This is a genomic window from Azorhizobium sp. AG788, assembly GCF_943371865.1.
Taxonomy (GTDB): Bacteria; Pseudomonadota; Alphaproteobacteria; order Rhizobiales; family Xanthobacteraceae; genus Azorhizobium.
In genome coordinates this window covers 1-13156 of record NZ_CALRWL010000083.1, presented here as the reverse complement: position 1 = coordinate 13156, position 13156 = coordinate 1, and the positions used below count along the sequence as shown (strand labels likewise).

At 65.7% G+C, this 13156-nt stretch carries 9 protein-coding genes; 4 read left to right on the top strand and 5 right to left on the bottom strand.

Going from position 1 to position 13156, the window contains the following annotated elements:
* Nucleotides 1–1671: ABC transporter ATP-binding protein (locus tag AAG816_RS26720; RefSeq protein ID WP_341992763.1), on the top strand; the 1671-nt coding region annotated here is incomplete at its 5' end.
* 135 nt (nucleotides 1672–1806) lie between these two features.
* Here AAG816_RS26720 and AAG816_RS26715 read toward each other — a convergent pair.
* The 5 genes from AAG816_RS26715 to AAG816_RS26695 form a co-directional block, all read right to left on the bottom strand.
* The gene (locus AAG816_RS26715) at nucleotides 1807–2568 is read right to left on the bottom strand and encodes an ABC transporter ATP-binding protein (protein ID WP_341992762.1); all 762 of its coding nucleotides are present in this window, start codon (nucleotides 2566–2568) and stop codon (nucleotides 1807–1809) included.
* Nucleotides 2568–3554, bottom strand: a complete 987-nt coding sequence (locus tag AAG816_RS26710) for an iron ABC transporter permease (protein WP_341992761.1) — start codon at nucleotides 3552–3554, stop codon at nucleotides 2568–2570. The genes AAG816_RS26715 and AAG816_RS26710 overlap by 1 nt, the downstream gene beginning before the upstream one ends.
* A 101-nt stretch (nucleotides 3555–3655) precedes the next feature.
* Nucleotides 3656–4750, bottom strand: a complete 1095-nt coding sequence (locus tag AAG816_RS26705; protein WP_341992760.1) for a siderophore-interacting protein — start codon at nucleotides 4748–4750, stop codon at nucleotides 3656–3658.
* 8 nt (nucleotides 4751–4758) lie between these two features.
* Nucleotides 4759–5886 (bottom strand): ABC transporter substrate-binding protein, encoded by a 1128-nt coding sequence (locus tag AAG816_RS26700; protein WP_341992759.1) that lies wholly within the window; start codon nucleotides 5884–5886, stop codon nucleotides 4759–4761.
* Between the two features lie 5 nt (nucleotides 5887–5891).
* A complete protein-coding gene (locus tag AAG816_RS26695; protein ID WP_341992758.1) occupies nucleotides 5892–7892 on the bottom strand; it encodes a TonB-dependent siderophore receptor in 2001 nt (666 codons plus the stop codon).
* A gap of 359 nt (nucleotides 7893–8251) precedes the next feature.
* On the opposite strand from AAG816_RS26695, the gene AAG816_RS26690 reads away from it, so the two are divergent.
* The 3 genes from AAG816_RS26690 (at nucleotide 8252) to AAG816_RS26680 (ending at nucleotide 12995) form a co-directional block, all read left to right on the top strand.
* Nucleotides 8252–8959: a helix-turn-helix domain-containing protein gene (locus AAG816_RS26690; protein ID WP_341992757.1), complete on the top strand. Its 708-nt coding sequence runs from the start codon at nucleotides 8252–8254 to the stop codon at nucleotides 8957–8959.
* A gap of 610 nt (nucleotides 8960–9569) precedes the next feature.
* On the top strand, nucleotides 9570–10763 hold the full coding sequence (locus AAG816_RS26685; RefSeq protein WP_341992756.1) for a DUF932 domain-containing protein: 1194 nt from the start codon (nucleotides 9570–9572) through the stop codon (nucleotides 10761–10763).
* 174 nt (nucleotides 10764–10937) lie between these two features.
* Entirely contained in the window at nucleotides 10938–12995 is a 2058-nt protein-coding gene (locus AAG816_RS26680; protein ID WP_341992755.1) for a ParB/RepB/Spo0J family partition protein, read from the top strand.
* Nucleotides 12996–13156 lie beyond the last annotated feature (161 nt).

The window sequence follows — 13156 nt, the reverse complement described above, 5'->3', positions numbered from 1 at the left end:
ACCTGCGCGGTGGTCTCGGGCCTCTTGGAACTGGGCTTCCCCATGGCGGTGAAGCTGTTCGTGGACGATCTGCTCCCCGCCCAGAACTGGGGCCTGATCGCCGCCGCCGCCGCGGCCCTGCTGGGGGTCTATCTGGTCAATGCCGGGCTGATGGCGGTGGTGACCTATTGGGGCCACATGCTGGGCATCAATATCGAGACCGAAATGCGCCGGCGCAGCTTCGATCATTTGCAGAAATTGTCGTTCAGCTTCTTCGACAACCAGAAGACCGGGCGGCTGGTGGGGCGCATCACCAAGGATCTGGAAGAAGTGGGGGAAGTGGCCCATCACGGCCCCGAGGATGTGGTGATCGCGGTGATGACCTTCATCGGCGCCTTCATCCTGATGATGATGGTCAATGTGCATCTGGCGCTCATTACCGGCGCGGTGGTGCCGTTCGTGGCCTGGTTCTCCAGCCATTACAGCGCCCGCATGACCGAGAATTTCCGCGCCTTGTTCGGCCGGGTGGGTGATTTCAACGCCCGCATCGAGGAGAATGTGGGCGGCATGCGGGTGGTGCAGGCCTTCGCCAATGAGGACCATGAGCGGGCCCTGTTCGCCCAGGACAATGCCCGCTATCGCGAGACCAAGCTCTCCGCCTACCGCATCATGGCGGCCAACATGTCGCTGAGCTATCTGGGCATGCGCCTCACCCAGGTGCTGGTGATGATCGCCGGCACCTGGTTCGTGATCCGGGGCGAACTGAGCAATGGCGGCTTTGTCAGCTTCCTGCTGCTGGTGGGGGTGTTCTTCCGGCCGATCGAGAAGATCAATGCGGTGCTGGAGATCTATCCCAAGGGCATCGCCGGTTTCCGCCGCTATCTGGAACTGCTGGCCACCCGCGCCGATATCGCCGACCGCCCCGGCGCGGTGGCGCTGACCGGCCTGAAGGAGGCGATCCGCTATGAGGCCGTCAGCTTCAGCTATGGCGGCTCCGCCCCGGTGTTGAGCGATCTCAGCCTCACGATCAAGGCCGGGCAGACGGTGGCCTTCGTCGGCCCCTCGGGCGCGGGCAAGACCACCATCTGCTCGCTGCTGCCACGCTTCTACGAGCCCTTGTCCGGGCGCATCACCATCGACGGGGTGGACATTCGCGACCTCACCCTGGCCTCGCTGCGCTCCCAGATCGGGATTGTGCAGCAGGACGTGTTCCTGTTCGCCGGCACCCTGCGCGAGAACATCGCCTATGGGCGGCTCGACGCCTCGGAAGCGGAGATCCGCGCCGCCGCCAGCCGCGCCCGGCTGGACGACATGATCGCCGGCCTGCCGGCGGGCCTCGACACGGTGATCGGCGAGCGCGGGGTGAAGCTCTCCGGCGGGCCGAAGCAGCGGGTGGCCATCGCCCGCATCTTCCTCAAGGACCCGCCGATCCTGATCCTGGACGAGGCCACCTCGGCCCTGGATACCGAGACCGAGCGCGAGATCCGCCAGTCGCTGGCCGCGCTGTCGGAAGGCCGCACCACGCTGATGATCGCCCACCGCCTGACCACGGTGCGCAACGCCGACCAGATCGTGGTGGTGTCGGAAACCGGCATCGCCGAACAGGGCCGCCACGGCGAACTGGTGGCGCGCGACGGCCTCTATCGCCGCCTGCACGACACCCAGTTCGCGGAGGCCGACGACCGGGTGTGAGGGCGCGTCCGCCGCTGGCTGGCGTTTCGACGACTTGAAAGCGCCATTCACACGAGCGGTCATGGGATTTGCGCCAGAAAGCGGCCACGCGGGGTTGGAACCGTTCATCTCAGCGGGCACAGTTGCGGTGTTAATCTATGGCTCTTTCATGCCGTCGATTATCATGTGCGGTCGACCTCTGGAACACAACTCGATCCTCGCCTCAACGTGGAACACGGCCTGCATCATCTGTGCGGAGATGACGTCCAAACTCCGCCCGCTGGCAACTATCTGCCCCCGCGCCATCACCATGGCGTGGCTCGCGAAGCGAAGGGCAAGGTTCACATCGTGCAGCGAGACCAGCACGATGACACCCCGCGTTTGCGCCAGATCACGAATGACACCAAGGACTTCCAACTGGCGGTGGAGATCGAGCGCGCTCGTGGGCTCGTCCATCAAAAGGACTCGCGGTTCCCTGACGAGCGTTTGCGCGATCGCGACCATCTGCCTTTGACCGCCGCTCAGGTCCTCCAACTCCCGGGGGGCAAGGCCCGTGATCCCGAGCATGTCCAACGTCGCATCCACCTGCGTCAGTTCGGCAGCCGACACGCTCCAGGCCCCGTTGCGCTTCACGGCAAGGATCACGGATTCATAGACCGTCACCCCCGCGGGGGACGCGTGGTGCTGCGGCAGGTAGCCAATCTCCTCTCGCTTGGCCCCGACGATGTCGACCCGGCCGGGGCCCGTCAGCAGGCCAGCGATCCGTTTGAGCAATGTTGACTTTCCCGCGCCATTTGGCCCGAGAAGCGCCACGACCGCGCCTGAGGCGATGGCGGAGGTGCTGACGCCATCAACCACCTTATGGCGCCCGTAAGATACGCCCACGTTGATGAGCTGAAGGCTGACACCCGCGCTCATCACCCGCGCCTCGCATCGCGCAGGATAAGGGCGAGGAAGAAGGGCACGCCGATAATGGCCGTCACGATTCCGACGGGCAGGAGCGTGCCGGGCACCAGCGTCTTGCTGAGTATTGAGCTTGACGACAACAGCAAAGCGCCGCAAAGGGCCGAGGCGGGCAGGAAGAAGCGTTGATCCTCGCCAATGAGAAGGCGCGCGATATGCGGCCCCACGAGCCCGATAAAGCCAATGGTACCGACGAAAGCGACGGGAACGGAGGCCAACAGCGCCACCAGCGCCATGGTCTCCAGCTTCAGGCGGCGCACGTCGATACCAAGGCTCGCGGCCCGGTCTTCCCCGAGGCGCAGCGTGGTCAACGACCAGGCCCGGCGCATGAAGACCGGCAACACGAGAGCGAGCATAACGATGCAAACGCCAAGCTTCGGCCATGTCACGCGAGAGAGGCTGCCCATGGTCCAGAAGACGACAGCCGCCACCGCCTGCTCGGAGGCTAGGAACTGTACCAGCGTGAGGAAGGCGTTGAAGGAGAAAACAAGCGCGATGCCAAGTAGCACGATCCGCTCCGTGGTGGCGCCCCGCTGGAGGCTGAACACATGGATGATGCCAGCCGCCAGCAGCGCCATCAGCAGCGCATTCAGTGGCACCATATAGTCCACGAAGGCCGGCAGGATCGCGAAGCCGAAGGCAAGGGCAAGCGACGCACCAAATCCCGCCGCGCCGGAGATGCCGAGCGTGAACGGCGAGGCCATTGGATTGGCCAGAATGGTCTGCATCTGCGCGCCCGCCACCGCGAGTGCGGCGCCCACCGTCACGGCCATCAGTGCTGTCGGCAGGCGGATGTTCCAGAGGATGGCGCGGATTTCGGGCGCCGCCCCATCCGCACCCACCAGAGCCGGAATGATCTCGCCCAACGAATAGCGGGCGGGGCCGGTGGCAAGGTCCAGCAGAACCGTGCCTAGCAGCACTGTCGCGATGAAGGCAAGCACGGCCTGCTTGCGATGGGTACGCCGACGATAGGCGGCAGCGGCGGCGGAGAGGGCCGGCCCGGCAACCGGTGAGGCCCCCTCAACGCTCCGCGCGCGGCCGCTCATGCGTTCACCGCGTGGGCGCCCACGGCGATGATGTCCTCCTCGCTCATGCCACGACGCCAATGGGAGAACGCAACGACGCGCGCGGCCGGAAGCTTCAGTTCGTCCCGCACGAAACGCCGGATGGCGCGGAAGTCATGGAATTCGCACCCCACCCAGACGAAAAGGTCGTCATGAGCGCCTCTCCAGTCGAGGGCATGCACGGCCCTGCTCAGCGGCTCATCACCCGCCACATGGGATCGCTGCAGCCACCGCACCTCAACGCCCGCAGGTGCGCGCAAAGCCTGCCGATCTTCCCCGTCGGCGACCAGAATGAGCGCCAGCCCTTCCGTTTCCGGCGCGGCGTCCTCCAGCATCCGGGCGATGCCCGGCAGGCCGGTCTCGTCCCCCACGAGGAGGACGCGCGGGGCCGGCTTCGGCCCATGGGCGGCGGGGCCCACCGCACCCACGATATCGCCGGGGCGGGCGCGGCGCAGCCAGCGGGTGCCAGGCCCCGTGCCGCCATGATCGAAGAAGTCGATCCTGAGCTGGCCGGCCGCCACATCCACATGGCGCACCGTATAGACGCGCGACCCCAACCGCTGCCGGCCGCCGGGCCAAGAGATCAGGCCCGCATCGTCCAGTGTCGGCCATTCGGGCCGGGTCGCGTCTTCCGGCTGGAAGAGAAGGCGCGTGTGCATTTGCTCGCGCGTATCGAAGCGCGCAAGATCCTCGCCTGCGAAAATGACGCGGCGCATCCGGGGCGTGAGGCGCTGGATCTCCTGCACGGTGAGGAGGCGCAGGTCGGGCGGAAAGGTGCGGCCCACCTCGTCTCCCTCCCATACGATCTGGAGCGCCTCGCTCTTGGCCACGAAGCCGATGAGGCCGGTGATGGAATAGCGCACCCGGTTCAGCTCCGGCGCGGTGGGTGCAGAAATCTCGATGGCGAGTCGCTGTGGACCCGCCACCAGCCGCGCGGCGCCGAACGTGCAGGTTGCCACATAGCTGTCGCCGATGGCGGTGACCGACATGTCATGGGCCGCAAGGGACTCCAGAATGTCGGTCAGGAAGGCGTCGATGCGCGGAAAGGAAACGGTGGTGCGGGCTGAAAGCATGGCTGGCCTCACTCGTTTTCAGTCTCAGACCCGTCAGGACGGCCCCATAGCGGCATTCCGAGCGGAATGGCGAGGAAACGCTCATTCAGCTCGCGCACGGTTTGCCCGGGGTCGATGGCGCGGCAGGCCTGCGGGTGCAGCCAGCTGGCCACGCGCTCGACGAACAGGATGTTGAGCGGGCGTATGACCACAAGCCCGGTCCAGATGCCGCGCACCTGGCCTGCCTTGACCGCCGAGAGCAGGTCCATGCCCGGCCGCGCGATGAGCGGGCGCAGGCTGGAGCGGGCCTCATCGCGCGGCATGCCGGGTGCGATGGCGGGCCGTGTGCCGCGCGCGAAGGCGCCGCCCGAGGCGATGTAGAGCTCCGGTTGTTCCTTGACCAGTTGCTCCACATGCACCTTCTGGAACCAGGGCGCGGTCACCGCATCAAGGCTCCGTCCGCCCGCAAGCGTGAGAAGTTTTCCCCAGACCGCGTGACCCGCCGCCCAGCAGCAGTCATCATAGGTGGACTGGAGTTCCAGATAGACCTTGCGCGATGGCACCCGCGCGACGCAGTCCGCCACCTGCGCGAAACGCGCATCGAGGAAAGCCAGCAGCGCCTCCACGCGCGCCTCCTGGTCGAGCACATGCCCCCACATGCGCATGAGCGCGGGCAGATCATCGCCCGCGCCGCGGCCCGTGCTGCTACTGCTGCTATCGCTGAACAGCACCGGAATGCCGAACGCGGCCAACTGGGCGGAGACGTCTCCGTTTGCCCCATCCGCATAGCGGGTGGTGACGATGAGATCCGGCTTCAGCGCGACGATGGCCTCCGCTGAGATGCTGCCCGGTGCCACTCCGCCGATGACGGGGATGGTCCGCCCCGCCTTGGCCTTGAGGGCGGCGAGAACACCGTCGCTGTCGAGCCCCTCCAGCCCCGCCCAGCCAACCACCCGTGCCATCGGCTCGGGATCGATGAGAGCCATGCTCACCGCGTCGCGGGCATCCAGCAGCACGATGCGTTCCGGCCGCGCCTTCAGGGTCACCGTGCGCTTCAGCATGTCGGTGACCTGAAGGTCGGCGGCGGAAGCCGGGCCGGCCCGCAGGGCGGGCAGGCAGGACAGCGCCCCACCCAGCACGCCCCTGCGGGAAATCACCCCCCTCACCATGTCTTGCGCAGGCCGGCGAGGAAGGTGCGCCCCGTGCCGTACTGGCAATAGATGTCGTAGGTGCAGCTCGTGTAATAGACCGTGTCGAACATGTTGCGGATATCGAGCGTCGCGGTCGCCCCCTTCATCCGCGGCGACAGGCGGGCGAGGTCATAGCGCAGCGACATGTCGACCAGCGCATATCCGTCCACCTTGATGTCGTTGGCATCGTCCGCATAGCTCGGGCCGATCACCCGCACGCCGGCTCCCGCCGCGAGGCCGCTCAACATCCCTTCCGTGAACTTGTAGTTCATCCAGAAGGAGCCAAAATAGTTCGGCACCGCCTGCGGATGCTTGCCCACATAGCTCGCGACCGTGGACTGTGTGACCTCGGTGTCGAGCAGGGTGAGGGCACCGATCAGCTCCAGATTGTCGGTCACGTTGCCCCGCGCCTCGAACTCGAGGCCCCGGGAGCGGATCTCGCCGGTCTGAACGGAAAAGCCGAGGATCGGGCCGGCGGTGAGAACGTTCTGCTGGTGAATGTCGAAGCCCGCGACGGTAAAGAGGGCATTCATGAAGGTCGGCTGATACTTGAGGCCGACCTCCACCTGCTGGGCTTCCGTCGGCACAAAGGCCTCACCGGAGGCATTGACGCCGATCACCGGCTCGAACGAAGTGGAATAGCTGGCATAGGGCGCCAGGCCATTCTCGAAGAGATAGAGCAGCCCGGCACGGTAGGTGGCCGCGGACGAGGACTGGTCCGAGGTGGAGTTGCCGGCGAGATGGTTGACGGTGGACTGCGTCGTCCAGTCCTGCCTCACGCCCAGAACCGCCCGCCAGTTGCCCAGCGCCAGTTGATCCTGAAGATAGGCACCGGTCTGCTGCACATCCTGCGTATTGTCGATCAGGGTGGCGAACGGCCCCACGCTCACGCCATAGACGGGCAGGATGACATTCAGGCTGGGCGCCACCGCGTACTGGTAGGTCCAGTCGCTGGAGAACCACTGGTAGTCAAGCCCTGCGATGACCTTGTGGCTGAGTGGCCCGGTATTGAATGTGAATACCGCGCTGTTGTCGGTGGAAATGCCCCCCGCCTGCTCGGTGGAGATGAGAGCCTGTCGCGGCAGAATGCCGTCCGACGTCATGGCGCCCGACATCTGGATGCCCTTTAGCTCGCTGGAGACATCCGAATAGCGGGTGTTGGAGCGGATCTGGAGCCAGTCGTTGAACCTATGCTCAAAAGAATAGCCGACACCGCCCTGCTCGCGCTTGTAATTGTCGAAGTTCGGATCACCCACATTGAAGCTGCGGTTCAGGAAGCTGCGATACTGGGGCGCGGCAAGGAAAGTGGGGTAGATGGAGTTGAAATAGCCACCTTCCGGATCGTTCTCATAAAAGCCGCGGATGGTGAGGCGCGTGTCGACGTCCGGTTGCCACGTGATGGCCGGCGCGACGCCCACGCGCCCCTCGTTCACATCATCATAAGCCGTTCCGGAGACGCGTCCGATGGCGGACAGGCTGTATCGCCAGACGCCCATTTCGTCGAAGGCACCCTGCGTGGTCAGGCCCGCCTGCATCCGGCCGTAGGAGCCCACCTCTAGGCGCATCTCATTGTAGGGCACAGCGCTCGGATCGCGGCTGACCATATTGACGAGGCCACCGGGGCTCACCTGGCCATAAAGCACGGCGGAGGGGCCTTTCAGGACATCCACCCGCTCCAGCAGGAAGGGATCCACCTGAAACTGGCCGAAGGCTTGTCCGCGCGGCAGCCTCAGCCCGTCGAGATAGCCGACGAAGGTGCTGGACGTGCCAAAGCCGCCGAATCCACGGATGAAGTAGCTGTCAAAGCGGGTGTTTGCATCCGGCATGAAAACGCCAGCGGTATACTCCATCGCCTGGCCGACGGTCTGCGGATTCTGGTCATCCATCTGCTTGCGCGTGATGACATCTACGGACTGGGGCGTCTGGAGAAGCGGCGTGTCGGTCTTGGTGGATGCGGAGTCGCGTCGCGCCACGATGGTCCCATTCGATCCGCGCTCGGCATCGGTCTGGACGACGATGGGATCGAGCGGGACAGCATCCTGGGCGTGTGCGAAGCCTGCAACCCAACCAGTACAAATTATAGTTGTTCCAAATAGTGCGATGTGCCTGCCATGCTTTCGCATTGTAATGCTCTGCCTTGCTATCCCGCGCTCGAACATGAACTCCGGATAACAGAAACGGGACGATGCCGTCCAGTTAAATTTGGCCGCAAAAAGGGGAGCCACCAGCCCTGTGGCGATTTGGCAACGGAACGCTCGCGTTTGGTTCTTGAAATAGATTGTATTGCTTCTAAATAGTGGCCGAACACATCCGTATTCGTAGGGCATGAGAGATGACGAGCCGTCGTGCCGGAGCAACGCTGGCCCCCACCCCACCGCCCGGGTCCGCCTCGCCCGTACCGCCGACCCGCCCGCGCGGCGGACGCCCGACCAAGCAGGCAGCGGAGGAACTGGGCCGGCTCATCCTCGAGACCGCCGCACGCCTTTTCGCCGAACAGGGCTTCGCCGCGACCACCATGGAACAGGTGGCGGCCACCTGCGGCGCCGGCAAGGACACGATCTATCGCCGCTATCCGTCGAAGGCGGCGTTGTTCAGCGCGCTCATGGACCAACTGCGTCTGCGCGTGGTCGCCGAGATCGACGACGCGTTGGCAGAGGAAAGCCCGCCGCTTGAACAGCTGCGCGCCTATGCTCGGAAGCTGTTGGCGATCAACCTGCGGCCGGAGCTCATGGCCCTGAACAGGGTTGCGTTGGCCGAGGCCGTGCCGGCGGGCGGCGTTCGCCCACCCGCCATGGCGGAAGACCCACTGATGATCCGCTTTGCCGCATTGGTACGAGCCGCGCAGTCGAAGGCTCTCGTCGCAGATGGTGATCCGCTATTCATCGCCGATCAGATCCTCTACGCCACCTCCATCAAACCAATGATCCGGGCCATGCTCGGAGACGCTCAGTTCGCAGATGCCGCGCAGCAGGAGCTCTATTTCGCACGAGCCTGGGATCTTGCCCTCTCCGGCATCGCTCGAAACGTTCGACCGGGGTGACCTTAGCAAGGCCGGAAGACAGGGCGTTGCCTTCACCCAAGTTGCCGCCTGTCACCCAACGTGCCGTGGTTAGCGCACCGGCATCAGAGCGCGAGTTCCGGTGCCGCGCCTTGAGGGCCATCCCGAACGCTTGCCCGGGCTGCCATGACGGAATCGGAAGGGGTACACGCGGGCTTTCGCCCCGCCGGGTTTTGGATTACCTCGGATATTGATAGCCGCCCCTGCCGGACAATGATGAATTGCGATCGTCCCGTGCGCAAGGTGACATTTGTGTTCGCACCGCAATGATTTACCCAATCGTCTCGCGGGGCTGATAGTTCCGCATTCGACGGGTTACGCCTTGCGATTGAGCCGCACATGTGGGTGCGACGCAGGGCCTTGCAAACCGGCCTGAAGCGCGTTGCATTGCCCGTGTTGCGGGAACCGCAGGTTCCGGCTTTTGCCGCCCTGACCTTTGAGAGTCGGGCGCTTGATCGACTGGCCGCTATCGCGGACTCCTTAGCCCCGGAGGGGTAATACCCGAAGAAGAGTGAGAGGCTGGACTGGATTTCCGTGACGGGTTGAGGGCCGAGAGAGAGTCTTCCGGCGCCCGTCATGGAGGGTGATCCCCATGAACATGCAGGTTCTGGATGCCAGTCGCGACGCCAGTGGCGGCTACAGGGTGGATGTCACGCGCGGCGAACGGGTCGGCCGCGTGTCGTCGGAATGGTTCTCCCGGCCGGACGACGAACGGTTCCTGTCGCTGGGCGAGCTGGCCGCGATGGTGCGGGGCCGGGCCGATCACAGCCGGTCGCGCCTCGTGGAGACGTCCCGCATCCATGTGGAGGCGAGCCGTTCCAATGCCGAGCGGCTGGCGCTGGTGCTGCCCGGGGCGGATGCGCCCGTCGAACCGAACCATTGGTCCTTCGGCCAGCTCGCGGCCCAGATCGGGGCACCGGCTGCCTATCTGCGCCAGCTTCCCGCCACGCTGGTCGGCATCAATCTGCAATATGGCCTGACCGCGCACCGCGCCGAGCAGATCAAGACCTTTGAAACCGCCAATGGCCGCGTCGAGCTGCGCGCCGTGACCGGGCCGGACTATGGCCGGATCTATGATCATGAGCTGGTCGAGGCAGTGCAGCGCATCGCCGGCAACGGCACCGGCGACACGCGCTGGAAGGTGCCGGGCGTGCTCGACTGGTCGACTGGCGTCTACAATCCGCGTGTGGACATCACCAGGGATACGACGACGCTCTACGCCTCCGACCGCGACGTCTTCCTGTTCCTCGTGGACGACCTAAACCCGATCGAGGCCGGGCGGCTGCCCGACGGCTCGCCGGACCTCTATTTTCGGGGCTTCTACTGCTGGAACTCGGAGGTGGGGGCCAAGACGCTCGGTATCGCGAGTTTCTATCTGCGTGCCGTCTGCCAGAACCGGAATCTCTGGGGCGTCGAGGACTTCCAGGAAATCACCATCCGCCACTCCAAATACGCGGCCTCCCGCTTCGCGCACGAGGCAGCGCCGGCACTCACCCGCTTCGCCAATTCCTCGCCCATGCCCTTCGTCAACGGCATCAAGGCGGCTCGGGAGAAGATCGTCGCGCGCACCGACGAGGACCGCAGCGACTTCCTGCGCAACCGGGGCTTCTCCAAGGCGGAGACGGCCAAGATCATCGACACGGTGCTGGCCGAGGAAGGGCGCAAGCCCGAGAGCATCTTCGACTTCGTGCAGGGCATCACCGCGCTTGCACGCGACAAGCCGCACCAGGATGCGCGGCTCGACCTCGAGGGCCGGGCCAAGAAGCTGCTCGATCGGGCGGCCTGATTTCCGGAAAGCCGGAGATGCCGAAAACTGTGTGTCCGGCTTTGCGGCTTTGCGCTTGTGCGGATCTGCGGTTCTGCGGCGTCGCCCTCCAGAGTGAGAGGACGGCGCTGCGCTTCGTGTCGGGTAGGAGGCCGAGAGAGAGGCTCTTGGCCGCCCGTCGCGGAGGTGCCTTCCATGGCGACCAATGTTCAGAAGATCACGCTCTCGCCCTCGCGTGACATCCCCTTCAACAAGCTCCTGCTCAGCCAGTCGAACGTCCGGTGCATCAAGGCCGGGGTCTCGATCGAGGAACTGGCAGAGGACATCGCCCGCCGCGGCCTGCTGCAGGGCCTCAGCGTCCGGCCTGTGGTTGACGACACCGGCGTCGAGACCGGCATGTTCGAGATCCCGGCCGGCGGGCGGCGCTATCGGGCGCTGGAATTGCTGGTGAAGCAGAAGCGCCTCGCCAGGACCGCGCCGGTGCCCTGCGTCATCCGGGAGGGCGGCATCGCCGAGGAGGATTCGCTCGCCGAGAACGTTCAGCGCGCGCCGCTGCATCCGCTCGACCAGTTCCGCGCCTTTCTGGCGCTGCGCGAGAAGGGCCAGTCCGAGGAGGAAATCGCCGCTGCCTTCTTCGTCTCCGTCGGCGTGGTGAAGCAGCGCCTCAGGCTCGCGTCGGTCTCGCCGGTGCTGTTGGAGGTCTATGCCGAGGACGACCTGACGCTCGACCAGCTCATGGCCTTCACCGTCTCCGGCGACCATGCGCGCCAGGAACAGGTCTTCGAGCGGCTGAAGACCTCCTATGACAAGCAGCCCTATGCCATCCGCCGTATGCTGACCGAGGGGGCTGTCCGCGCCTGTGACAAGCGCGCCCAATTCATCGGCCTTGAGGCCTATGTCGAGGCCGGCGGCACCATCCTGCGCGACCTGTTCCAGGGCGACGACGGCGGCTGGCTGCAGGATGTGGCGCTGGTCGACCGGCTGGTGGCCGAGAAGCTCAAGGCCGAGGCCGACGCTGTTGCCGCCGAGGGGTGGAAATGGGTCGAGACGGCCCCTGACTTCGCCTATGGCCACACCTACGGCCTGCGCCAGCTGCGCGGCGAGACCATCCCGCTCACGGCCCAAGAGGAAGCGAGCCGCGATGCCCTGCAGGCGGAATATGATCGCCTGTCTGCGGAATACGCCGAGGCTGATGATCTGCCGGAGGAGGTCGATGCGCGGCTCGGCGAGATCGAGACGGCGATCGAAGCCTTCGAGGCGCGTCCGATCACCTTCGATCCGCTGGAGGTGGCGCGCGCCGGCGCCTTCGTCAGCATCGCCCATGATGGCACGGTGCGCACTGAGCGCGGCTATGTGCGGCCGGAGGACGAACGGCCGGTGGAGCTCGAAGTCGCCACGGAAGACGCCGGCCCGCACCACATCGCGGCGGCGGCCATGCGTACCGGCGAGGCCGTCACGGCAGACGCGCCCGAGCCCGAGGAGGACGAAGGGCTGTCGGCGCTCTCGGACCGGCTGATGACCGAGCTGACCTCGCATCGCACGCTCGGGCTGCGCCAGGCGCTGGGCGAACGGCCGGACGTCGCCTTCCTCGCCGCCCTGCACGCCCTGACGCTGAAGAGCTTCTACCGCTACGGCTCGGATAGCTGCCTCGAACTCGACCTGAAGAGCATCGCCTTCAGCGCGCAGGCGCCGGGGCTGAATGACAGTGCCTCGGCCGCGGCAATCCACGCACGGCATGAGGGCTGGGCCAAGGTTCTGCCGAAGGACTCGGCCGATCTCTGGGAGGTTCTGCAGGATTGGGACAGCGACAGCCGCTCCAGCCTGTTCGCCCATGTGGTGAGCCTATCGGTGAACGCCGTCCATGAAGCCTGGAACCGGCGCCCCCGCGCGCACCACCATGCCGATCAACTCGCCCGCGCCGTCGACCTCGACATGGCCGCCGTCGGGTGGAAGCCGACCGTGGACAATTTCCTCGGGCGGGTCACCAAAGCCCGCATCCTGCAGGCGGTGGGCGAGGCAAAGGGGCCACGTGCCGCGGAGCGCATCGCGCACCTGAAGAAGGGTGACATGGCCCGCGAGGCGGAAACGTTGCTGGCTGATACCGGCTGGCTGCCGGAACCGCTGCGCGGAGCCGAACCGGCGGCAGGCGAAGAAACGGCGGCGCAGGACGGCACAACGGCCATGGGCGAAGACGAAAGCCCTGAGGATACTGAGGACGCCACGGACATCCCCCCTGCCGTGGCGGCGGAGTAACCCTCAACACGCTCCTGAACCTCGGCCCGCCGGCTCTGTCGGCGGGCCTTTGTTTTTGAAAAGCTCGCCATGTCCGGGATTGCTCACGATCTGTCGCACAGGCTCGCTGATCGGGCCGAAGCCGTCTGCCGTCACTATCTCTCCAATGGGCGCCGGGAGGG

Bases quoted from the DNA above. Each gene is read 5' to 3' on its own strand.
- AAG816_RS26715 (WP_341992762.1), bottom strand. From the start codon at position 2,568: ATGAGCGCGGGTGTCAGCCTTCAGCTCATCAACGTGGGCGTATCTTAC.
- AAG816_RS26705 (WP_341992760.1), bottom strand. From the start codon at position 4,750: ATGCTTTCAGCCCGCACCACCGTTTCCTTTCCGCGCATCGACGCCTTC.
- AAG816_RS26690 (WP_341992757.1), top strand. From the start codon at position 8,252: ATGACGAGCCGTCGTGCCGGAGCAACGCTGGCCCCCACCCCACCGCCC.
- AAG816_RS26685 (WP_341992756.1), top strand. From the start codon at position 9,570: ATGAACATGCAGGTTCTGGATGCCAGTCGCGACGCCAGTGGCGGCTAC.
- AAG816_RS26680 (WP_341992755.1), top strand. From the start codon at position 10,938: ATGGCGACCAATGTTCAGAAGATCACGCTCTCGCCCTCGCGTGACATC.